This window comes from Rhodobacteraceae bacterium M382, assembly GCA_025141015.1.
Lineage (GTDB): Bacteria > Pseudomonadota > Alphaproteobacteria > Rhodobacterales > Rhodobacteraceae > Aliisedimentitalea > Aliisedimentitalea scapharcae.
Map to the genome: position 1 here is coordinate 1015596 of CP081098.1, position 21217 is coordinate 1036812.

A 21217-nucleotide genomic window follows, 5' to 3' on the forward strand; every position below is an offset into this window, starting at 1 on the left:
ATGATTGCTTGAAAACCGCAAAATGAAATTGCGTTTTGGGCGAGGTGGCGGTTATTTGTGCAACTTATGTCAAAGAAAGATCAAATCAACGATCAGATATTGCGTGAATTGACGCGCGATGGTCGAATTTCGAACCTCGAACTGGCTGACCGGGTGGGGCTGTCTGCCTCGGCCTGCCTGCGTCGGGTTCAAGAGCTTGAGCGCTCGGGGGTGATCATAGGATATCGGGCGGTGTTGGACCGTCAGGCACAGGGCGTTGGTTTTGTTACCTATATCGGTGTCGGTCTCAGCGAACACACCAAGGCGGCGCAATTGGCCTTTGAACAGGCCATGCAGGCGGCGCGCGAAGTGGTGGAATGCCATAACATCACAGGTACCATCGAATACCTACTGCGCGTCGAATGTGCGGACCTGCCCAGCTACAAAAGGTTCCACACCGAAGTGTTGGGAACGTCACCGCATGTGAGCGCGATTACGTCCTATGTGGTCATGGGATCCCCCAAGGATCAGCGCGGTTAAGGCGTTTGCAAGCGCCTTTGGTCACACGGTTTCAAAACCGCTTGGTCGCGCGAACGGGCAGGAGCGCCTTGATCGCCAGATCGGGAGAGCTCAGAACCGGCGTGTGACGGGTGCAGTGTGCAAGCCCGGCGGCTTGTGCCATCGAGGCTTGAGCCAGGACAACACAGCCGATCGAACGGTCGTGCGCCGCCTCGTCAACCGCCCGTGCAATGGCCACAGCAAAGTCCGTGGTCTGCCCCGCAACGAACATGCCCCAGAGACGCGACAGGTCCAGGAGGCTCAGGTGCGGGTCTCGCTGGCCAAACGCGCGCTGTAGCAGCGCCTGTGAGGGGGCAAGCGTGCTGTCCAGGCAATAGGCCATCAGAACCGGAGCGCCGATCTGGGCAGCGCGTTGCATCATCGGCCAGTCGATCCGCGTAGCCCCCGCGGCTTCGGCCACTTCTCCAATGGTGGTGCAACTGCACAACACGGGGCCCTTGGCGGTGGTCACAGCCTTGGTGATTTCATTCCTGAGCGCGGTATCTATCTGCGTTTGCGCTCGGGTCAGCCAGTCAGGCCGTACGATGTGGTGCAGATCGGCCGTCGGGGCGAGCCTGTCAAAGGTCGCGCAATGCACATCGGCCGTGTGCAGCAGGGTCAGGTCGGGCATTGGCGCAAGGTCCATGAATGACGAAAAAAGGGCGCCCCGGTCAGGACGCCCCCATATTGCAGTGAAAACGAACCGGCGTCAGCTGTTCGCAATCAGTTCCGATTGGGCGACGATCACCTCGGCCTGTTTGATCGATGCGATATCGACCAAGCGGCCTTTGTAGACGGTTGCGCCTTCGCCGTTGGCCTTGGCCTGCTCCATTGCAGCCAGGATTTCGCGGGCTTCAGCCACAGCCTCGTCCGATGGGGTAAAGACTTCGTTGGCCAAGGCGATCTGCTTAGGGTGGATGGCCCATTTGCCTACCATGCCCAAGGTCGCCGAGCGCAATGCCTGAGCGCGGAAACCGTCGTCATCGCTGAAATCACCGAAGGGGCCGTCGACCGGCAGCACGCCATGGGTGCGGCAGGCGGCGACGATGGCAGCCTGGGCCCAATGCCACGGATCTGACCAATGCTTCTGACCTTCGCGAATCATGTAATAGTTTTCCTGGGTGCCACCGATGCCGGTGGTTTGCATGCCCATTGATGCAGCAAAGTCTGCCGCGCCCAGGGACATGGCGACCATACGGGGAGAGGCGGCAGCAATCTCTTCCACATGGGCGATACCGGCCGCGGATTCGATGATGACCTCGAAATTGATCGGTTTGGTGCGACCCATGGCGGCCTCGACCGCGGTGACCAGCGCGTCCACGGCATAGATGTCACCGGCACAGCCGACTTTGGGGATCATGATCTGGTCCAGACGGTCGCCGCCCTTTTCCAGCAGGTCCACCACGTCACGATACCAGAACGGGGTATCGAGCCCGTTGATGCGCACCGATAGGGTCTTGGTGCCCCAATCCACGTCGGAGATCGCGTTGATAACGTTCTCGCGCGCGCTGTCTTTGTCCGTCGGTGCAACCGAATCCTCAAGATCCAGGTTGATCACATCCGCAGCACTGGCGGCCATCTTTTCAAACAGCGCCGGACGCGAGCCGGGGCCAAACAGCTGGCAGCGGTTGGGACGGGCCGGGGCGGCAGGTTGTAGGCGAAAGCTCATAGATATTCCCTCCGGGGTAAGGAAATTACGTTTCAGTTGTGTCAGGGGTTATTAAATTGCGCACCGGCGTGCAAGTCGTATTTTGCATATGCGGCATTGGGAACGCCGCGTTGCGGCACGCGATTGGTGGGCTGTGAACCGACGCGCGAATGTCGCAGATGCATTGGAAACCCGCAATGTGATGCGCAAAGGTTGGGCTTGCAAGGACATGAGGGATTCCCATGATTAACGCCGCATTGTTCCACCCTATCACGACGGGGCGTATCACCCTGCAACACCGTGTGGTGCTGGCCCCGATGACCCGCATTCGTGCGGACGAATTAAAACTGGCCCCGACGGAACAAACCGCCGCGTATTATGAACAGCGCGCCAGTGCCGGAGGTTTGCTGATCACTGAAGCGGTGCATATTTCGCCCGAGGCGACGCCGATATGGACTATCTACCAACGGGTAACGGAAAAGGGCGGACAGGTGCCCGGGATCTGGACAGAAACCCAAATGGAGGCCTGGCGCGCGGTGGTCGCGCGGGTCCACGCCAAGGGAGGGCGGATAATTTGTCAGCTCTTGCACACAGGCCGCGTCGCACAGCCCGAGATTGCTCAACACCCACTGGTGAAGGGGACAGATGCGCCATTGCCGCCGGTGTCATCATCCGCCACCGCGATCGAAGCCAGCAATGAGACGGGGAACCAATACAATTGGGACAAGGGGGCCACCCTGCCACGCGCCCTTCCGATCGACGAAATCCCGCGTCTGATCGCGGATTACCGCCATGCCGCGTTTTTGGCGCGACGGGCTGGATTCGATGGGGTGGAACTGCATGCGGCGCACGGATATCTGATCGAGCAGTTTATGAATGACGGGGTGAACCAGCGTAGTGATCGCTATGGTGGACGTCTCGAGAACAGATGCCGCCTGTTGTTCGACGTGGTGGCTGCGCTGGTTGACGAAATGGGGCCCGGTCGGGTCGGCGTCCGTTTGTCCCCCACGCATCTGGATCCAGAAACAGGGCACTCGCGGCAGGTCTATTTTGGGGTCCGTGATGGTGATCCGTTGGCGTTGTATACCCATGCGGTGGAGGGGCTGAATGCCTTTCCGTTGGCTTATCTGATGTTGACGGAGCCCAGAGTGGGCGGTTTGTCTCAATCCCCCGAAGCCGAGGACGCCTATCGCCACCCGATGCGCAATCGGGGCTATCGCGATCTGTACGACGGTGTGTTGATCGGGGCCGGTGGGTTTACCCCGTCGACCGCGACCGCCGCTGTTGCCGATGGCAGCTATGACCTGATCGCTTTCGGCCGATGGTTCCTGTCAAACCCGGATTTACCCGAGCGGCTGCGGCAGGGGGCTGACCTGACGGTTTATGAGCGTGAAACATTTTATGGGGCAGGGGCAGAAGGGTACATCGACTATCCCAATCTCGAACAGGGACCGGGGCGTTTCACCACCATGCCACAGTCCCAGATCGGAGGTTCGTTGCGCTGCAACCGGCCCGTAACCACATAACGATGAAATGGCCAATTGGCCCGAGAGAGACATGACCCAAGAACGGCAGGGTCTGAATGTGGCCAGAAAGTCCTGTTGGCGAAAAAGGTCGGCACAGGTTGATTGGCGACTTTGACCATGCCGCAAATGAAACAGTTCCGGCGACGATGCTGTGACACACAGGACGCATGAAGCGCGCATTGATGGAAAACTGGGCCCTGTTTCTGGGCATGATGATGCTGATGGTCGCGAACGGGCTGTTGGCGACCCTTCTGACCATTCGGGGCAATGAGCTTGGGTTCTCGGACTTCACGATCTCGATGATGCAGGCCTGCTATCCGTTTGGAGCGTTGGCCGGGACGATCATCGCTCCACGATTGGTGGAAAAGGTCGGTCATATCCGGGTGTTTTCCGCCTTGGCATCTCTGGTGTCGATCGCGGCGATCATCCACCTGCTGACCAAGGATGCCTATAGTTGGAGCGCTATGCGCTTCCTGTCGGGCTTTTGCTACCCCGGGCTTTATGTGATCACGGAAAGCTGGTTGAACGCCAAGGCGGAAAACCGCATCCGCGCCCAGATCCTTTCGGTCTATTTCGTGATCCAGCTGGTTGGTCCGGCGGGGGGAACGGCCTTGGTCGGTTTCCCTGATCCGTCCGGCAATCTGCTGTTTGGGGTTGTGTCGATCCTGATCTCGCTCTCGATTGTGCCGCTGCTGCTGTCGAACAACAAGGCACCAGATTATACCGCGCCCGAACGGATGCCGGTTCAGCGCCTATACCGGGTGTCACCCCTGGCGGTGGTGGGGATCGTGATGATGAGCATCGGCATGTCAGCGCAGTTTATTTCGCTGCCGCTTTATGCCTTGCAACAGGGGTTTACGGCGGCACAGGCATCGGGTGCCTTGGTGGTTTCGTTGATTGCGGGGGCGTTGGTTCAATATCCGGTGGGGTGGATTTCGGACAAAACTGACCGACGGTATGTGGTGATCGGGCTTGGTATTCTGACGGCGCTTTCTGGTTTGTGGATGGTGTTCGACACCTCTCCGTCGCGTTTGGTGTTTGGCTTTGCGGCCATCGCTATGGGGACCTATCCGACTTATTCGATACTGGCAGCGCATGCCAATGACCAACTGCGCCCGGGGCAGGTGGTTCCGGCCAGTGGCACCATGGTGTTCCTGTTGAATCTTGGCTTGTTGATCGGCACGGTTCTGGGGCCCAATGCCATAGCGCTGTTTGACGGGCGCGGGTTGCAGTTGCTGTTTGTTATGGTCGGTCTTGGCGGCGCGGCGGTTGCATTGGTGCGCCGCGTTCAGGAGGCTCCGCCAGAAGAAACCGGTGAAGCCCAAGCGATGGGCATCATCGGCATGGCCCAACCTGGGGTGCTGCAGGCTGATTCATGGATCGAGGAAGAGGAACAGGGAACTCAAGCTGACCTATAGAGGAAATCTTGCTCAAAATCCCAAAAGGTTCGAAGATTCTTCTAATAATTGGTGTCCAAAACTGAACTTCGAGAGAAATTTGCGCACGAACCGAAGGAATATAGCCAGAAATTACTTCTGGGGAAAGTTAGCGCAATGATCGAAACACCGTATCTGTTGTTCCTGGGCGACGCGCCCGACATGTTGGCGGCCAAAGTGGCCATTGGAATTCGTGACTGGCGTCCGGATCACGCTGTGGGTCAAATCAGCCTGCCCGGATGCGGTGCGGATCTGGGTCTGACTGAAATGACCTTGGCCGAGGCCAAGGAAGCCGGTGCCAAGACGCTGGTGATTGGCGTGGCCAACCGTGGTGGCCTGATCTCTCCTGCGTGGAAAGAGGTGCTGATCGCGGCGCTGGAGATGGGATACGATCTGGCATCCGGCCTGCACAACCTGCTGCGTGACGAAGGCGATCTGGTGGCTGCGGCCCAGACCCATGGGGGCACGTTGCATGACGTCCGGGTTCCGACCGTGGGATATCCGATTGCCAACGGAAAGAACCGAACCGGCAAACGCTGCCTGGCCGTGGGCACCGACTGTTCCGTCGGCAAAATGTATACTGCGTTGGCGATGGACGCTGAAATGCAGGAACGCGGGATGAAATCAACCTTTCGTGCAACGGGCCAGACGGGCATCCTGATCACGGGGCATGGTGTGCCGCTGGATGCGGTTATCGCCGACTTCATGGCCGGGTCGATTGAATATCTGACACCGGACAATGAAGACGATCATTGGGACCTGATCGAAGGTCAGGGGTCGCTGTTCCACGTGTCCTATTCCGGTGTGACAATGGCGTTGGTGCATGGCGGTCAGCCGGACGCGCTGATCCTGTGCCACGAACCGACCCGCGAACATATGCGCGGCCTGCCCGAGTATTCGGTGCCGTCGCTGGAGGAACTGCGGGACGTGGCATTGCCTTTGGCCCAGCGGGCAAATGCAGATTGCAAGATCGTTGGCATTTCCGTCAACACCCAGCACCTGAACGAAGACGAAGCCGTAGCCTATCTGGCGCAGGTTGAAGAGCGCATGGGGCTGCCCGCAGTTGATCCCTATCGCCATGGTGCCGGTCGCCTGGTGGACGCGCTGGCTGCGGTTTGATCTAACGACGCCCGGCGGAGGGTCCCGGCGTTTGTTGTGGGAGCCTCCGGCGGGAGTTTTTTTGGCAAGATGAAGGAGCGGCGGTGCGCACAGCCCGTTCGTTCGTGCAGGGGTGACACCTTGCGAAAGAGAGGAATGGCCCATGCGGATTTCCGTGACATCGGATGTGTTCAAGCTGGCACAGGTATTTACCATTTCGCGCGGTTCGCGGACCGAGGCGAAAGTGCTGACCGTCAAGGTCGAGAAAGATGGCGTGACCGGTTGGGGCGAATGCGTGCCTTATGCGCGTTACAACGAAACGTTGGAGAGCGTGACTGCGGAAATTGAAGGTTTGCCCGCCGATTTTAATCGTGATGAGCTACAAGGATTGTTGCCCGCGGGTGCCGCCCGCAATGCAGTGGATTGCGCCCTGTGGGATCTGGAGGCCAAACAGGCCGGCAAGCGCGTATGGGAACTGGCAGGATTGCCTGAACCCAAGCCGGAAATTACCGCCTATACGCTGTCGCTGGACACGCCCGAGAACATGCAGGCGCAGGCGGCGGAAAACGCACATCGCCCGCTGCTGAAGATCAAATTGGGCACCCCCGATGACATGCCGCGTTTGCAGGCTGTGCGCGCGGGTGCGCCGGATGCCAAGATCATTGTCGACGCCAATGAAGGCTGGTCCGCCGAGGTCTATGCCGATCTGGCACCGCATCTGGTTGAACTGGGGGTTGAGCTGGTCGAACAGCCGTTGCCCGCTGGTGAAGACGAGGCCCTGATCGGCATGGATCGCCCCGTTCCGGTCTGCGCCGATGAGAGCTGTCATGACCGCTCAAGCCTGCCGAAACTGGTCGGGAAATATGACGTGGTGAACATCAAGCTGGACAAGACCGGCGGTCTGACCGAAGCGCTGAAGCTGCGCGACGAAGCGCTGGCACAGGGGTATGACGTCATGGTTGGCTGTATGGTCGGTTCTTCGTTGGCGATGGCACCTGCGACGATTGTTGCCCAGGGCGCGTCGGTTACGGACCTTGACGGGCCGCTGCTGTTGGCCGAAGACCGTGCGGAGCCTTTGAATTTTGACGCCGCCGGGGTGCACCCGCCCAAACCGGCACTCTGGGGTTGAGGAGACCAACATGACCCGTACCGTATATGTAAATGGCGAATATCTGCCCGAAACCGAAGCCAAAGTGTCGATCTTTGACCGTGGTTTCCTGATGGCGGATGCCGTTTATGAGGTGACCAGCGTGCTGGATGGCAAGCTGATCGATTTTGACGGCCACGCCGTCCGCCTAAAGCGGTCGCTGGACGAATTGGACATGGCCACGCCGTGCACCAAGGAAGAGTTGCTGGAAATTCACCGCAAATTGGTTGCTGATAACGACATCAACGAAGGTCTGGTCTATCTGCAGGTCACACGCGGGTCTGATGGCGACCGGGATTTCGTGTTCCCGTCGGCCGACACCAAACCGACAATTGTTTTGTTCACCCAGAACAAGCCGGGTCTGGCTGACAGCCCTGCTGCCCGCAAAGGGGCCAAGATCATTTCGATCGAGGATATCCGCTGGGGCCGTCGCGACATCAAGACTGTGCAGCTTCTGTACCCGTCCATGGGCAAGATGATGGCGAAAAAGGCAGGTGCCGACGATGCATGGCTGATCGAAGACGGTCATGTCACCGAAGGCACGTCGAACAACGCCTATTTTGTCAAGAACGGCAAGATCGTGACCCGCCCGCTGTCGACCGATATCCTGCACGGCATCACCCGCGCCGCCGTTCTGCGTCTGGCCGAAGAGGCACAGATGGAAATTGAAGAGCGGCTGTTCACCATTGATGAAGCAAAGGAAGCTGATGAGGCCTTTACCACTTCGGCCAGCGCTTTTGTGATGCCGGTTGTGGAAATTGACGGTGTTCAGCTGGGGGACGGCACGCCGGGCCCAATTGCCAAACGTTTGCGTGAAATCTATCTGGATGAAAGCCGCAAACAGGCAATCTGAATTCGAGTGGAATTCATTCCAACTGGGGAGCGGGCTGATGTATCAGCCCGTTTTTCGTTTTCCACCCTTTTTCCGTTTGCGGCCTATGCAAGAGATTGAAAACGACTCTTGCGGTGCCGCAAAGGGATAAGTTCTGGTCTCTTGTCTTACCTAGCTTTTGAGAAACGCGGAGGTTATCACATGCGACCATTCGAGGGACTTCGGGTGCTGGACTTGACCCATGTCTTTGCTGGCCCATTCAGCGCCTATCAGTTGGGCGTTCTTGGGGCAGAAGTGATCAAGATCGAAGCCCCGGGCGCGCCGGACATGACGCGCGATGATGGCGCAATTGCAGATCTGAATGATCAGGGTATGGGGCTGTTCTTTCAGGCCCAGGGCGGGGGCAAACGCGCATTGGCGTTGGACCTGAAAGCGCCAGAAGGGCGCGCCGTCTTTGACGATCTGGTGCGTGGTGCCGATGTGGTTGTTCAGAATTATACCCGCCCAGCGGCGCGACGACTGGGGTTAGAGTACGAGCGGTTAAAAGCGTTGAACCCGGGTTTGATTTTCTGTTCGATCAGTGGCTTTGGGCAGACAGGACCAAAGCAGGACCACCCGGCCTATGATATCGTGATTCAGGCCTTTGCCGGGGTGATGACCAGCAATGGCACACCCGACACCACGCCTGTTCGCGTAGGACCGGCGATGATCGACTATGGGACTGGATCGCAGGCCGCGCTGGCGATTTCCGCCGCTTTGTATGGGCGGCAGGTGACGGGGCTGGGGCGTGAGATTGACGTATCCATGGCTGATTGCGCGCTGATGTTGATGAATTCACACACCAAGACAACGCTGGCGACAGGAACGGGGCCGCGCCCCAACGGCAATCAGGATCCGACGCTGGCGGGGTACAGTTGTTATGACACGGCCGAGGGTCAGGTGATGCTGGGAGCATTTACCAATCGCCAGATGGTCAATTTGATGCGCGCGCTGGGCAATGACAGCGCCGCAGATGAGATTGAGAACACCCCCCGGTCAGAAATCGGGGGGCGCCGGGCGCAGGATGCCGCGTTCCTGAGCGAAGTTCTGGCCACCGAAACCGCACAGCATTGGGAAGACGTGCTGAACGCTCATCACGTGCCTGCGGCACGGGTGCGTCGATTGGAAGAGTCGCTGAACGAAGAACAGTTCCGTTCCCGCGCCGTGATTCAGGATCTGGGCGGCGCCGGGTTTGCCGTGGCCGGGTACAGCTATGATCACGGTAGCCCGCGGCTGGATGCGCCGCCGCGCCCGCACGGGGCGGACACGGATGCCATTCTGAGCGATATGGGGCTGTCACCGCAACAGATTCAGACGCTTAGGAACAGAGGCGTGATTGGCGCTGCTTAAGACAGAGTTGGATGTCAGGATTTGTCGGTCACGTTTTCCTTGAACGCGACTTCGAAAGCGGCCTGTTTTTCGGGATTGGCATCGGTTTGATACTTGGACTTCCAATCGTCCATCGTCATCCCATAGTATTTCTCGCGCGCTTCGATTTTGCCCAGCTCGATACCCTGTTCAGCAGCGGCCTCCTGATACCAACGGGCCAGGCAATTCCTGCAGAACCCGGCCAGATTCATCAGGTCGATGTTTTGCACATCGGTGCGGTCCTTCATCAGGTGTTCCTGAAGGCGGCGAAAGGCAGCGGCCTGAATTTCGATTTCGGTTTGCTGGTCCATTGTCCGTGTCCGATGCTGTAAATTGGGCGTTTGGATCCTGATCTAGCAATCAAGGCGCAATTTCACAATAATCAGGCACCCGAATCCGATTTCTATGTGGTGTTGCGCCTTTGTTATTCAGACCATCTTCAACGCGAAATAGGGAACTACGGCAAAGACAATGGTCAGGATTTTGAGCTTGGCCAGATAATCGAAATACGCTTTGCGTACTTCGGCTTCCTGCATCTTGAACATACGGGCATGAACGCCGGCTATCCAATCCTGCATTGCCCAAAGCATGCAGGTGGCTATTGCCAGAAATCCAATATTCAGGACAGCCATCCAGCCAAAGGCCGTGGTCAGCGTTTCTTGGGTCATGATCTCTCCTTGCGGAATGCCGTGTCCGTCTCAGGATACATGGGGTTTGTGTTGGTCTCCAGTAAAACCCTGTCCCTGAGCACCAGAGAGGCAGGCAAAAGGCGCACCCGCCGTCACAGGCCGCTTTTTTCCAACGCAGGGGGCAGGAGCGAGGCCAGCCGTTCGGCCCAGGCAAGTTGGCCAGTATGATCTGCAATCAGATCATTGCGCAATTCGATCAGCGTGTTGGGGCGGTTGTGCTGCGTGGCATGTTTGTCGATGGCATCGCCGGGCAAATGGCCGGTATAAGGTTCGTTCTCACCGACGCACAGATCGCCTTCGGCCCTGAGTATGTTGATCAGCGCGGGAGAGAAACGTTCGCCGGGGGGATAGAGAACACCAATTTCCCACGGACGCGGTGCGCGACCGCGCAATTGCCGGGTAAAGGAGTGGACCGAGACGATCACCACATGGGGCAGGGCGGCCAACCGGGCCAGCGCCTGATGATAGGGCCGATAGCACATCTCCAGTCGCCGATCGCGTTCGGCAGCATCCGCGTGACGATTACCGGGAATGATTGATCCGTCATACAGTTTCATCAACAGCGTCGGGTCTTCCTCACCTCGGTTCGGGTCAATCACCAAACGCGAGAAATTCGATGCGATCACCGGAGCATCCAGCAGATGCCCTAGGTGTTTGGCCACCTCATAGGCACCGACGTCATATGCTATGTGACGTTCCATGTCCTCGCGGGCCATTCCCAGATCCCCACCGTTGACTTCAGGAGGAACGGTGTTGGTCGCGTGATCGCAGGTGATCAGCCAGCGGGCAGGGCGGTCTTCGCCGTGAATATAGAAGGGTGTGTATGTCATGTAGGTGTCATGTGCCTGTCATCGGATGTGATGCAGGTTTAGGGGAGTTGCCCGGGAAAGGGAATTGCGCCATAAGCACCGTAGCGATGTTTGCGGTAACGGAATCGTAACGTAAACGCAAACCACAACGGAATACAGCAAGGAGATCGGGACATGCGGCGCCTGCGGAATGTGAAGATCGTAGCGACATTGGGGCCTGCCTCAGAAACATACGAGACCATCCGAGCCCTGCATGAAGCAGGGGCCGATGTGTTTCGTCTGAACATGTCGCATGGGACCCACGACGAGATTCGGGAAAAACACAAGATCATTCGTCAGGTGGAAAAGGACCTGGATAGCCCTATCGCCATTCTGGCCGACCTGCAGGGGCCCAAATTGCGGGTGGGTGTTTTTGCCGGGGACGAAGGTCAGGATCTAAGCGTAGGTCAGGATTTTCGCATGGATCTGGACGAAACGCCGGGGGATTCGAACCGGGTCTGCCTGCCACACCCGGAAATCTTTCAGGCGCTGGAACCTGGCGCACATCTGTTGGTCAATGACGGCAAGATCCGTCTGAAGGTCAACGATTGTGGCGCGGATTTTGCGGATTGCACCGTGGTGATCGGCGGCGTGATCTCGAATCGCAAGGGTGTGAATGTGCCGGACGTCGAACTGCCTGTGGCGGCCCTGTCGGACAAGGACCGCGAAGACCTGGAGTTTGCCTGTACGTTGGGGGTCGACTGGTTGGCATTGTCGTTTGTGCAACGGGCCCGGGATGTCTACGAGGCCCGCGCCTTGGCCGAAGGGCGGGCGGCGGTACTGTCGAAAATCGAAAAGCCGACTGCCGTGGAGCAATTTGACGAAATCCTGGATGCGTCCGACGGTATCATGGTGGCGCGCGGAGATCTGGGTGTGGAATTGCCCGTTGCTGCCGTGCCGCCCATTCAAAAACGGTTGGTGCGCAAATGCCGGGCTGCGGCGAAACCGGTGATCGTGGCCACCCAGATGCTGGAAAGCATGATCGAAAGCCCGATGCCGACACGTGCCGAAGTATCGGACGTCGCCACCGCGATCTACGAAGGCACCGATGCCATCATGCTCAGTGCGGAATCGGCGGCAGGACAATATCCGATCGAGGCAGTGCAAACCATGGACCGGGTTGCCATCGAGGTCGAAGCCGACCCGACCTATATCCAGATCATCGCCGCATCGCGCAGCGCCAAGGGCACCACTGTGGCCGATGGCATCGTTGCCGCTGCCCGAGAGATTGCCGAGAAAACCGAAATCAAAGCCATCTGCTGTTTCACCCAAAGCGGGACCACAGCGTTGCTGACGGCCCGCGAACGCCCTGCTGTCCCTATCATTGCCATGACGTCGCTCAAGGGTACGGCCCGTCGGCTGTGTCTCAGTTGGGGATGTAATTGCGTGATGACGCCGGAATTGTTGCGGTTCAAAGGGGCTGTGGCCAATGCAGCTCGCGCTGCACGGGCCGGGGGCTTTGCTGACGACACCGACCAGATCGTTGTAACAGCCGGTGTGCCGTTCAATGTGCCGGGCACCACGAACATTCTGCGTGTGGCACCCTGTGATGAACGTTTGATCTACAGCACTGATCCAGAGTAGGCTGACGGGAGCAGGCAGAGGAACGCTCTCTTGGATTCAGATCTGGCGCTGATTGTTGGTTTGGTCGTGGCCGCCCTTGCTGTGCCATCGACCGTATCCGCGCTGAGCGATGGTCGCAGACCTGTCGCCGGAATGCTGACATTTCTCATTGCAGCGGGCCTGATTCTCGTTGCGATGGTGTCGAATTCGGGCGGTTATCGATTTTCCGAGATTCCGGACGTGTTTTTTGGTGTTTTGGCACGATATCTGCCCTGATCCCTCTTGCTGTCTGCCCCAAGTTTGCCTAAAGCAGCGGCTCTGACCGCGCGACCGGCCTAAGTGGCATGCCGAGTCGCGTTTCGACCGAACCCGAATGATAGGAGACGGAAATGCCCAAGATGAAGACCAAATCGAGCGCTAAAAAGCGCTTCAAGGTGACAGCAACCGGAAAGGTCCTTGGCGGCCAGGCCGGTAAGCGCCACGGCATGATCAAGCGTACCCGCAAGTTCATCCGCAACGCACGCGGCACCACCACACTTTCTGCCCCCGACGCCAAGATCGTCAAGGGCTTCATGCCCTACGATCGCTAAGAGGAGATTGAGATATGTCCCGCGTTAAAGGTGGAACCACAACCCACGCCCGTCACAAGAAGGTCATCAAGGCAGCCAAAGGTTACTATGGCCGTCGCAAGAATACCTTCAAGGTCGCCCGCCAGGCGGTCGACAAGGCTAACCAGTACGCAACCCGTGACCGTAAGAACCGCAAGCGGAATTTCCGCGCTCTGTGGATTCAGCGGATCAATGCTGCTGTACGGAGCCACGACGAGGCCCTGACCTATTCCCGCTTCATTAACGGACTGACCATGGCTGGTATCGAAGTGGACCGCAAAGTTCTGGCCGACCTGGCCGTGCACGAGCCCGAAGCCTTCGGTGCCATCGTGGAAAAAGCACAGGCCGCTCTGGCCGCCTGATCAACGTATCAGCGACAGTGAAAAACAGGGCCGTTCCCAAATTGGGGACGGCCTTTTTTGTTGCGGTGTGTCTTTGGTACAGTTGGCACTGGTTGCTTCGCGGCTCAGCGGGGGTAGGCCAAATTCAACGTCTGCACTGCTTGCCCAATGATGTCCCGATCTGACAGAGCGCTCAGGGCAATGGCTGGGGGGCCCCCATTAAAGCCTACGATCACCGGCTTGCGGATGTATTTGTAGAGATTGAGCCATCCATTGAAATGTCCACGATGCAGACCATTTTCAGGTGTGGCGATCCAGGTTACTTCCTTGTCCCAAAAGACCTGATCGAATTGCAGGTAAACCTTGTCCAGCGTCCCCATTCCGATCCGCCGGATTGCTTCTCGTTTTTGTTTTGGCAAAGGCGGGTCAAATTGAATGGTCTCGCGTTTGAGAACTCCCAAAGGCACAGTCACAATCACGGCGTCGAACCGTTGCGATGCGCCTGTTTTCAGGGTCAGGGTGACGCTGGTCGTGTCATACGATATCCGTTTGACGGGCCGGGACAGATGCACATCATAGTTTCCTGCCAAAGCGCCAAAAATTTGAGCGTAACCGTTCGGAAATATGACTTCTGCCCCGTCATACTCATCTTGCTGCATAGCGGCCCAGACATTGATCTGGCTGTAGTCCGCCGCCGCGTCATGTTGGATGGAAACGACATTGTCCAGCCAGTCCGGGGCGTCTCGGTCCGCGATGATTGTGCCGTTCTTCCCCCGAATGAGATAGCTGTCATCCGTCGCGATCCGGGGCAGGTTGCGAGCATCTGACAGTTTGGACAGCGGGTTGCCACGGGTGCCGTGAATCCAGCTGGCTCCCATATCCAGAGGGATGCCCAGCGACTGGTCGGTCCAGATGCGCCCTCCGATGCGGCCCCTGGCCTCAAAGACCTGGACCCGAACGCCATGTGCTGCCAGAAAATGAGCGGCAGACAGGCCGCTCATTCCTGCGCCGACAATCGCAACATTCGTTTGACCCTTATGCAACACATCCTGCGCGGCGCGTTGCCCGGTTTCAAACGCAGCATGGACCGTTGCATGTTGTCTTGGGTCGGTTGCCTCGCCAGCAAAGAAAACCCGGGTACCCAGAGCGTCCCTGAGATGACGCCGATCCGATCGTTTGGCCCCTTTGGCAGCGAATGAATATGATCCCATTGCAAAGGGGTCCCGGGACCAGTTTGTTCGCAGGTATCCCTTTAACCGGTGGTTGCCGGCCATCGCGCCGCGCCAGGGTATGAACCCTGCGATCACCCCGGTTGCCAAACCCCTAAGGACCTCGCGACGCTTCATGTCTGTACTGGGGGCATGGTTCACCTGCTCGGCTGCTTGAAAGAAACCCCTTTAGTATGCGGTCAGCGTCTGGTGTTCGTCAATTTCAGCTGCATGACAGGAATCGCACAGCGCAGGGTGCGCATCTGTTAGCGCTGCCATCCGGCTTCGGCCAGGGCGTGACCATATCCGGGCGCGACACGCATCTGCGCGCCCAATCCCTTGGACATCAGCAGCCTGTGCATAGGCTTCAGCTTCCAGCAGGGCACGTGCATGACCATGTGGTGTTCCAGGTGATAGTTGACCCAATAAGGGGCGACGAACAGCCGGGCGATGGGGTTGGCGAGTGTCGTGCGCACGTTTTGCAAAGGGTTTTCGGATTGTTCGGTTGCGCCATGTTCGGCGATGTTGCGCACCCGCAGAACGAATTGAAACCAAGTCAGATAGGGCAGCAGCCAGAATGCCAGCCCCCACCACCAATCCCCGATGATCCCCATGCCAACCATGACCCCGACGAATATCGGGAGTGATTGCCACAGGTGGGGTGCCTTGAAGCTTTGGGCGAAATCCGACGCGGCGGCCTGAATGGCGTCCTGATCCCCGGCGAACCGCAACGACATCATCACCTGACCCAACAGCTGTTTCACCCCGGTTTGCCCTGTCAGGTCGCGGGTGAATTTGCGGCGCAGCGAGGCGCGGGAGGTGGGGAATTTCGAGCTCAGAACCAGATCCGGGTCCTTGTCGGTCTGTGTGAACCGATGGTGGGTCAGGTGGTAATGGCGATACGCTGCCAGTTCCGCAAGGATCGGACGGCCGCATAGCCATTCGCCGGCGATGTCGTTCCACCGGCGGGATTTGAACAGCGCGTTATGGGCGGCCTCATGCATCAGAATCGCGAGACCCAATTGGCGTGATCCGATGATCATGACTGCCAGGACAAATGTCACGGGGTTGGGCCAGATCCCGAACAGCACCACGGCCAATGCAATGGTGCCCCAGCAATGAAGCACCAGCCAGCCCCCCATCAGGTTCGACCGTTCCGCCAGGGGACGGATCTCTTCGCTCGTCAGATAACTTTTGCCCGGTGTCATTTCATGTCCTCCCGGGCTCTATCATCGGGGAGGGCGCAAATTGCGTCAAATCGGGCGCGGCGTCACGAACGTCTGCGACGTTACGACCGCCAGTCAAAAAAGCCGGGGCCGGCCTTGGACAGCAGCGACGCGGCCATTTCGCGGCCCAGTTCGGCCCCGTCTTCGATGGCGCAGGTCCGGTCTTCTGCCAGCGATTCCGATCCGTCTGGACGCAGCACTTCGCCGCGCAGGCGCAGGGTGCCTCCGTCCAGTTCGGCCAACCCGGCAATCGGGGTCTCGCATGATCCGTCCAGCGCGGCCAGAAACGCGCGTTCGGCCGCCAGCCGTTGACCGGTTTCGCCATCGTGAATGGCGGCCAGCATGTCGGCGACGCGACTGTCGTTGGCGCGCCGTTCGATGCCGATGGCTCCCTGGGCGACAGCAGGCAGCATATCATCGGTGGAAATGGCCGTGGCGGGCACATCGTCCATGTTCAGACGTTTCAGCCCGGCCATGGCCAGGAATGTGCATTCAGCCACGCCATCGTTCAGCTTTTTCAGTCGGGTTTGCACGTTGCCGCGGAATTCCACCACATTCAGATCCGGGCGGCGGTTCAACAGCTGGGCCCGGCGGCGCAGCGATGAGGTGCCAACCACAGCGCCCTGGGCCAGACCCTGCAGAGACGACACGGACGGCGACACAAACGCATCCCGGGTGTCTTCGCGCGGCAGATAGGTCTCCAGCAGCAGCCCGTCTGGTTGCAGCACCGGCATGTCCTTCATCGAATGCACCGCGATGTCGATAGCGCCAGACAGCAGGTCCTCTTCGATTTCCTTGGTGAACAGCCCCTTTCCGCCCAACTCCTTGAGCGGCTTGTCGGCAGCGATCAGCGCCCGGTCATCGCCGGTGGTCTTGATCACCACGATTTCGAAGGCCTCTTCGGGCAAGTCAAAGGCCGCGCTCAGCCGACGGCGGGTCTCATAAGCCTGAGCCAACGCAAGCGGCGATCCACGGGTGCCGATTTTCAGGGGCGAAGCGGGGGAGGGCAGGGTCTGTGTCATGGTTCGAGCCTTATCGCGTTTCGGTAAAAACCGGTATCCCTTAATCGCGGCCTCTCCCTTCGGTCGAACGCGAAAAGCGATACATGGTTTAACAAGGATTTCCAGAAACGCAGTAATTCAGTTTGCGCCCCGGTGGAAACCGGTTTTTGCCTGTTCCCACAGCTCAAAGCCCGAAGCCTTGACATAGGACAAGGCGGAGAGACCCAGAGCGCGGCACATCGCCCCTGCTCTTGACATTTTGCCCCACAGGCGTGACCTCAGGGGCGATACATAGCGAGGATGACCGAGGATGACCGTGGCCGGACAAAAGAAGCTGTTGCGCGCACTGGCGGGTGAAACACAAGAAGTGCCCCCGATCTGGATGATGCGGCAGGCCGGGCGCTATCTGCCCGAATATCGCGCGACCCGTGCACAGGCCGGAGATTTCCTGTCGCTGTGTTATAACTCCGAGCTGGCCGCCGAAGTCACGTTGCAACCGATCCGACGCTATGGGTTTGACGCGGCGATCCTGTTTGCCGACATTCTGTTGATCCCCCAGGCGCTGGGCGCGGATCTGTGGTTTGTCACCGGCGAAGGGCCGCGGCTGTCCACCATCACGTCCGAAGCAGATTTTGCCAAGCTGAAACCGGCGGATGCGATTCACGAAACGCTGAACCCGATCTATGAAACCGTGCGCATCCTGTCGCGCGAACTGCCCAGCGAGACAGCGTTGATCGGCTTTGCCGGGGCACCTTGGACTGTGGCGACTTATATGATCGCGGGTCGCGGCACCCCTGATCAGGGGCCGGCGCACGCGCTGCGCGAAGGCAATGTGGCGCTGTTCGAAGCTCTGTTGGACCGGATTACAGTCGCAACCATCGACTATCTGTCGATGCAGATCGACGCGGGTGCCGAATGTGTCAAGATCTTTGACAGCTGGGCCGGGTCGCTCAAGGGCGACGCCTTTGAAAAATACGCGCTGGAACCTGCTCGTGTCATTACACAAGCGCTGAAAGAACGGCATCCCGACGTCCCGATCATTGGATTCCCGCGCGAAGCAGGTGAAAAATACGTCGGCTTCGCCAAGGCGACCGGTGTGGATTGTGTCGCGTTGGACAATTCGGTGGACCCGGTTTGGGCGGCTGAAAACGTACAAGTGGATGGTTGCGTGCAGGGCAATCTGGCGTCCTCCCATATGGTGACAGGTGGTCAGGCGCTGGTTGATGAAACCCGGGCGATTGTTCAGGCGTTCTCCAATGGGCCGCACATCTTCAACCTCGGCCACGGCATCACGCCTGACGCGGACCCGGAAAACGTGCAGCTAATGATCGACACGGTACGCGGTGGCTGAAGCCGCCCGCCCGGGAATGAATTTGCGTCCGGCAACCCTGTCGGACGCTTCCAGCCTTGCCGCCTTGTCCATCGAGGTCTGGATTGGCACATATCTGCGACGCGGCGTGAACGGGTTCTTTGCGGATTTCGTGCTGTCGGACCTGACCCCGGCCAAATTCGAAACCCTGTTGGCCGATCCTAACGAGCATTTTGTTGTCTCACAGAATATCGACGGGATCGACGGCTATGTGCGCCTTACCTCCGGGCGGGCGCACCCGGACGGGGTTGGATCAGACACTGAAATCACCACGCTTTATGTCCAGCCGCGCCATCATGGCGTCGGGATCGGCGCGGGCCTGTTGCACCGCGCATTGACAATTTGCGACGAACGGGGTGTTGGCCAACCCTGGCTGATGGTGAATGCGGAAAACGACCGGGCCATCGCCTTCTATCAGCGCCATGGGTTCACTGAAACCGGGCAGACCCATTTTCGGATCAACGATCAGGGCTATCTGAACTGTGTCATGAGCTATGGTATCCGCTAGAGTCGCTTGCCATTGGACCGCAACTGCGTCATGTGCCACGCTTTGGCAGGATACGAAAGGGATCATGCAATGGATTACACCAAGACGAGTGGACCAAGAATGGGCAAGAACAAACCGCGTCACGCCGAGCACAATGCCAAGGGGACACGTAAGAACCCGTTTGGCAAGGCTCCGACCAAAGCAGAACTTTTGGAGCGAATGAAAGCTGCCGCGCAAAAGGACAAGGACGACGCCTGAACCGTTGTTTCAGGTGGTTGAACTTTGTTTCAGCTCTCGCATGATTTCATCTGAATGCTCGCCACGCTCTGGGCTTGTGGGTGGGGTCCAGGCGGATTGATTGCCAAATCGTGGGGCCGGGGCGGCGTGCAGGATACCATCTGCTTCGACCCAGGTGCCTCGGGTGTTCATCTTGTGGGCCATCGCCTCTTCGGGGTTCAGGACAGGGGCCACGCAGGCGTCGGTTCCATCAAACAGATCGGCCCAGTGATCGCGCGGATGGCTGGCAAACAGGCCGGTCAGCCGGTCGGTCAGCGTCGGCCATAGGGATTTGTCGAACTGGCGCTGGAAATCCGGATCATCAGACAGGCCCGCCAATTCCAGAAATTGTGCATAAAACTTGGGTTCCAAGCATTGTACGGTGACAAAGCCGCCATCCCCACACCGATAGGTGCGGCTCCAATGCGGGCCATCCAACAGGCTTTCCCCGCGCTTGACGCCAAAGTTCCCAGCCTGTCGGATCGACAGCAACAGGTTCATCATATGCGCGGATCCGTCATAGATTGCCGCATCTACCACCGTGCCCGTACCCGTCGTGCGAGCGTTCAGGATGCCTGCCAACAGGCCCACGACCAGATACATAGACCCGCCGCCAATATCGCCGACCAGCGTGGCGGGCGTTTGCGGCGCGTCACCAGGGGTCGAGCCATACCAGAGCGCGCCCGACAACGAGATATAGTTCAGGTCATGCCCCGCGGTATGGGATAGGGCGCTGTCCTGTCCCCAACCGGTCATGCGCCCGAACACCAATCTCGGGTTGATCGTCTGACAGACATCGGGCCCGATGCCCAATTTCTCCATCACGCCGGGGCGGAAGCCTTCGATCAGACCATGTGCCGTGGCGACCAGCGCCTTGAACGTGTCGATGTCGCCGGGGTCCTTGAGATCTAGCGCAATGGACCGTTTTCCGCGATCGAGCAGTGATTTCTCCGGCATCCCCGGTGTTACAGCGCCGCCCTTGCGGTGAACGGTGATCACATCCGCGCCCAGATCGGCCAACAGCATGGCGGCAAAGGGGCCTGGGCCCAGGCCCTCGACCTCGATAATGCGAATCCCGTTCAGCATGGTGTCTCCTTATGGGTTTTGGGGCACTGTAACCGGTGGGGATCAGATGGTAAGCCCGCCACCCACGATCAGGGTCTGACCGGAGACATAATTGCTTTCGGGGATACAGAACAGGTAAACGCCACCGGCGGCCTCATCCACGGTTCCGGCGCGCCCCATCGGGATCATTGCCTCCATCCCGGCCACCAGCTTTTTGGGAATACCGACGCCCACGATGTTGCCTTCGACCTCGATGGATTTCTTTTCGTCTGTGGCTTCGGTCAGGCGGGTTGCGATCATGCCGAATGCCACCGCGTTTACGTTGACTTTGAACCGGCCCCATTCCTTGGCCATGGTTTTGGTCAGCCCAACCACACCGGCCTTGGCCGAGGAATAATTGGCCTGACCCGGATTTCCACCGGTGCCTGCGATAGACGAGATATTGACCACTTTGCGGAACACTTCATGGCCCTCTGCGGCCTCCTGCGCAGCCTGGGCGCTGACAAACGGCGCGGCGGCGCGCATGATCTGGAATGGCGCCTTGAGATGCACGTCAATCATGGCGTCAAATTGCTGATCGCTCATCTTGCCGATAAAGCTGTCCCAGGTGTAGCCAGCATTGTTGACGATGATGTCGATGCCGCCGAACTTGTCGAGGCCCGCGCCGATGAACCCGTCGGCAAAGCCTTCGGCCGTGACTGATCCGGGAATTGCGAGTGCCCTGGCGCCCATGGCTTCGATCTCGGCGGCGACCGATTGCGCTGGCTCGACGTCCAGATCGTTCAGCACCACATTGGCCCCGTCAGCGGCCAGTTTCAACGCGATGGCGCGACCAATGCCGCGACCTGCGCCGGTGACATAGGCGGTTTTGCCTGCAAGTTTTGTCATGTCATTTTCCTTTGAAC

General features: G+C 58.8%; 24 protein-coding genes. 14 read left to right on the forward strand and 10 right to left on the reverse strand.

Annotated elements, in window-relative coordinates:
- Positions 1–66: 66 nt before the first annotated feature.
- A complete protein-coding gene (locus K3727_04530) occupies positions 67–519 on the forward strand; it encodes an Lrp/AsnC family transcriptional regulator (protein UWQ92071.1) in 453 nt (150 codons plus the stop codon).
- 31 nt (positions 520–550) lie between these two features.
- Here K3727_04530 and K3727_04535 read toward each other — a convergent pair whose 3' ends face one another.
- Positions 551–1168, reverse strand: coding sequence for a hypothetical protein (locus tag K3727_04535; GenBank protein UWQ92072.1), 618 nt, complete (start codon positions 1166–1168; stop codon positions 551–553).
- A 78-nt stretch (positions 1169–1246) separates the two neighbouring features.
- Complete coding sequence (locus K3727_04540; protein ID UWQ92073.1) at positions 1247–2206, reverse strand: L-malyl-CoA/beta-methylmalyl-CoA lyase; 960 nt, start codon at positions 2204–2206, stop codon at positions 1247–1249.
- A gap of 221 nt (positions 2207–2427) precedes the next feature.
- On the opposite strand from K3727_04540, the gene K3727_04545 reads away from it, so the two are divergent.
- The 6 genes from K3727_04545 (at position 2428) to K3727_04570 (ending at position 9613) form a co-directional block, all read left to right on the forward strand.
- Positions 2428–3711 carry an alkene reductase gene (locus K3727_04545; GenBank protein UWQ92074.1) on the forward strand — a complete coding sequence of 428 codons (1284 nt, stop codon included), beginning with the start codon at positions 2428–2430 and terminating at the stop codon, positions 3709–3711.
- A 167-nt stretch (positions 3712–3878) separates the two neighbouring features.
- The gene (locus K3727_04550) at positions 3879–5129 is read left to right on the forward strand and encodes an MFS transporter (protein ID UWQ92075.1); all 1251 of its coding nucleotides are present in this window, start codon (positions 3879–3881) and stop codon (positions 5127–5129) included.
- Positions 5130–5264: 135 nt separating this feature from the next.
- Positions 5265–6266: a DUF1611 domain-containing protein gene (locus K3727_04555; GenBank protein UWQ92076.1), complete on the forward strand. Its 1002-nt coding sequence runs from the start codon at positions 5265–5267 to the stop codon at positions 6264–6266.
- Between the two features lie 142 nt (positions 6267–6408).
- Positions 6409–7374, forward strand: coding sequence for a dipeptide epimerase (locus tag K3727_04560; protein UWQ92077.1), 966 nt, complete (start codon positions 6409–6411; stop codon positions 7372–7374).
- 10 nt (positions 7375–7384) lie between these two features.
- Positions 7385–8245, forward strand: a complete 861-nt coding sequence (locus tag K3727_04565) for a D-amino-acid transaminase (GenBank protein UWQ92078.1) — start codon at positions 7385–7387, stop codon at positions 8243–8245.
- A gap of 180 nt (positions 8246–8425) precedes the next feature.
- Complete coding sequence (locus K3727_04570) at positions 8426–9613, forward strand: CoA transferase (GenBank protein UWQ92079.1); 1188 nt, start codon at positions 8426–8428, stop codon at positions 9611–9613.
- 14 nt (positions 9614–9627) lie between these two features.
- Here K3727_04570 and K3727_04575 read toward each other — a convergent pair whose 3' ends face one another.
- From K3727_04575 to K3727_04585, 3 genes are all read right to left on the reverse strand, one after another.
- A complete protein-coding gene (locus K3727_04575; protein ID UWQ92080.1) occupies positions 9628–9942 on the reverse strand; it encodes a DUF1244 domain-containing protein in 315 nt (104 codons plus the stop codon).
- Positions 9943–10059: 117 nt separating this feature from the next.
- Positions 10060–10299, reverse strand: coding sequence for a hypothetical protein (locus K3727_04580; GenBank protein UWQ92081.1), 240 nt, complete (start codon positions 10297–10299; stop codon positions 10060–10062).
- Between the two features lie 113 nt (positions 10300–10412).
- A complete protein-coding gene (locus K3727_04585) occupies positions 10413–11150 on the reverse strand; it encodes an N-formylglutamate amidohydrolase (protein UWQ92082.1) in 738 nt (245 codons plus the stop codon).
- Positions 11151–11303: 153 nt separating this feature from the next.
- Here K3727_04585 and pyk point away from each other — a divergent pair, with 153 nt between their 5' ends.
- From pyk to rplT, 4 genes are all read left to right on the forward strand, one after another.
- Positions 11304–12752: a pyruvate kinase gene (gene pyk, locus K3727_04590; GenBank protein UWQ92083.1), complete on the forward strand. Its 1449-nt coding sequence runs from the start codon at positions 11304–11306 to the stop codon at positions 12750–12752.
- A 30-nt stretch (positions 12753–12782) separates the two neighbouring features.
- Complete coding sequence (locus tag K3727_04595) at positions 12783–13007, forward strand: hypothetical protein (GenBank protein ID UWQ92084.1); 225 nt, start codon at positions 12783–12785, stop codon at positions 13005–13007.
- A 113-nt stretch (positions 13008–13120) separates the two neighbouring features.
- Complete coding sequence (rpmI, locus tag K3727_04600) at positions 13121–13321, forward strand: 50S ribosomal protein L35 (GenBank protein UWQ92085.1); 201 nt, start codon at positions 13121–13123, stop codon at positions 13319–13321.
- Between the two features lie 14 nt (positions 13322–13335).
- Entirely contained in the window at positions 13336–13701 is a 366-nt protein-coding gene (gene rplT, locus K3727_04605; GenBank protein UWQ92086.1) for a 50S ribosomal protein L20, read from the forward strand.
- Between the two features lie 104 nt (positions 13702–13805).
- Here the strand turns inward: rplT and K3727_04610 are convergent, their stop codons facing one another.
- The 3 genes from K3727_04610 to hemC form a co-directional block, all read right to left on the reverse strand.
- On the reverse strand, positions 13806–14954 hold the full coding sequence (locus K3727_04610; GenBank protein UWQ92087.1) for an FAD-dependent oxidoreductase: 1149 nt from the start codon (positions 14952–14954) through the stop codon (positions 13806–13808).
- Positions 14955–15154: 200 nt separating this feature from the next.
- Positions 15155–16096, reverse strand: a complete 942-nt coding sequence (locus K3727_04615; protein ID UWQ92088.1) for a fatty acid desaturase family protein — start codon at positions 16094–16096, stop codon at positions 15155–15157.
- A gap of 80 nt (positions 16097–16176) precedes the next feature.
- Positions 16177–17136, reverse strand: a complete 960-nt coding sequence (gene hemC, locus K3727_04620) for a hydroxymethylbilane synthase (protein UWQ92089.1) — start codon at positions 17134–17136, stop codon at positions 16177–16179.
- A gap of 295 nt (positions 17137–17431) precedes the next feature.
- Here hemC and hemE point away from each other — a divergent pair, with 295 nt between their 5' ends.
- The 3 genes from hemE to K3727_04635 all read left to right on the forward strand — a co-directional run bounded on the left by hemE (position 17432) and on the right by K3727_04635 (position 19229).
- A complete protein-coding gene (gene hemE, locus K3727_04625) occupies positions 17432–18466 on the forward strand; it encodes a uroporphyrinogen decarboxylase (GenBank protein UWQ93267.1) in 1035 nt (344 codons plus the stop codon).
- Positions 18467–18482: 16 nt separating this feature from the next.
- Positions 18483–18992: a GNAT family N-acetyltransferase gene (locus K3727_04630; GenBank protein ID UWQ93268.1), complete on the forward strand. Its 510-nt coding sequence runs from the start codon at positions 18483–18485 to the stop codon at positions 18990–18992.
- Positions 18993–19061: 69 nt separating this feature from the next.
- Positions 19062–19229 (forward strand): hypothetical protein, encoded by a 168-nt coding sequence (locus K3727_04635; GenBank protein ID UWQ92090.1) that lies wholly within the window; start codon positions 19062–19064, stop codon positions 19227–19229.
- A 9-nt stretch (positions 19230–19238) separates the two neighbouring features.
- Here the strand turns inward: K3727_04635 and K3727_04640 are convergent, their stop codons facing one another.
- A complete protein-coding gene (locus K3727_04640; GenBank protein UWQ92091.1) occupies positions 19239–20333 on the reverse strand; it encodes a CoA transferase in 1095 nt (364 codons plus the stop codon).
- Between the two features lie 42 nt (positions 20334–20375).
- Entirely contained in the window at positions 20376–21200 is an 825-nt protein-coding gene (locus K3727_04645; GenBank protein UWQ92092.1) for an SDR family oxidoreductase, read from the reverse strand.
- Positions 21201–21217 lie beyond the last annotated feature (17 nt).

Excerpts from the sequence above, each read along its gene's own strand:
- K3727_04530 (UWQ92071.1), top strand. The coding sequence starts at position 67 with ATGTCAAAGAAAGATCAAATCAACGATCAGATATTGCGTGAATTGACG.
- K3727_04535 (UWQ92072.1), bottom strand. The coding sequence starts at position 1,168 with ATGCCCGACCTGACCCTGCTGCACACGGCCGATGTGCATTGCGCGACC.
- K3727_04540 (UWQ92073.1), bottom strand. The coding sequence starts at position 2,206 with ATGAGCTTTCGCCTACAACCTGCCGCCCCGGCCCGTCCCAACCGCTGC.
- K3727_04545 (UWQ92074.1), top strand. The coding sequence starts at position 2,428 with ATGATTAACGCCGCATTGTTCCACCCTATCACGACGGGGCGTATCACC.
- K3727_04550 (UWQ92075.1), top strand. The coding sequence starts at position 3,879 with ATGAAGCGCGCATTGATGGAAAACTGGGCCCTGTTTCTGGGCATGATG.
- K3727_04555 (UWQ92076.1), top strand. The coding sequence starts at position 5,265 with ATGATCGAAACACCGTATCTGTTGTTCCTGGGCGACGCGCCCGACATG.
- K3727_04560 (UWQ92077.1), top strand. The coding sequence starts at position 6,409 with ATGCGGATTTCCGTGACATCGGATGTGTTCAAGCTGGCACAGGTATTT.
- K3727_04565 (UWQ92078.1), top strand. The coding sequence starts at position 7,385 with ATGACCCGTACCGTATATGTAAATGGCGAATATCTGCCCGAAACCGAA.
- K3727_04570 (UWQ92079.1), top strand. The coding sequence starts at position 8,426 with ATGCGACCATTCGAGGGACTTCGGGTGCTGGACTTGACCCATGTCTTT.
- K3727_04575 (UWQ92080.1), bottom strand. The coding sequence starts at position 9,942 with ATGGACCAGCAAACCGAAATCGAAATTCAGGCCGCTGCCTTTCGCCGC.
- K3727_04580 (UWQ92081.1), bottom strand. The coding sequence starts at position 10,299 with ATGACCCAAGAAACGCTGACCACGGCCTTTGGCTGGATGGCTGTCCTG.
- K3727_04585 (UWQ92082.1), bottom strand. The coding sequence starts at position 11,150 with ATGACATACACACCCTTCTATATTCACGGCGAAGACCGCCCTGCCCGC.
- pyk (UWQ92083.1), top strand. The coding sequence starts at position 11,304 with ATGCGGCGCCTGCGGAATGTGAAGATCGTAGCGACATTGGGGCCTGCC.
- rpmI (UWQ92085.1), top strand. The coding sequence starts at position 13,121 with ATGCCCAAGATGAAGACCAAATCGAGCGCTAAAAAGCGCTTCAAGGTG.
- rplT (UWQ92086.1), top strand. The coding sequence starts at position 13,336 with ATGTCCCGCGTTAAAGGTGGAACCACAACCCACGCCCGTCACAAGAAG.
- K3727_04610 (UWQ92087.1), bottom strand. The coding sequence starts at position 14,954 with ATGGCCGGCAACCACCGGTTAAAGGGATACCTGCGAACAAACTGGTCC.
- K3727_04615 (UWQ92088.1), bottom strand. The coding sequence starts at position 16,096 with ATGACACCGGGCAAAAGTTATCTGACGAGCGAAGAGATCCGTCCCCTG.
- hemC (UWQ92089.1), bottom strand. The coding sequence starts at position 17,136 with ATGACACAGACCCTGCCCTCCCCCGCTTCGCCCCTGAAAATCGGCACC.
- K3727_04630 (UWQ93268.1), top strand. The coding sequence starts at position 18,483 with ATGAATTTGCGTCCGGCAACCCTGTCGGACGCTTCCAGCCTTGCCGCC.
- K3727_04635 (UWQ92090.1), top strand. The coding sequence starts at position 19,062 with ATGGATTACACCAAGACGAGTGGACCAAGAATGGGCAAGAACAAACCG.
- K3727_04640 (UWQ92091.1), bottom strand. The coding sequence starts at position 20,333 with ATGCTGAACGGGATTCGCATTATCGAGGTCGAGGGCCTGGGCCCAGGC.
- K3727_04645 (UWQ92092.1), bottom strand. The coding sequence starts at position 21,200 with ATGACAAAACTTGCAGGCAAAACCGCCTATGTCACCGGCGCAGGTCGC.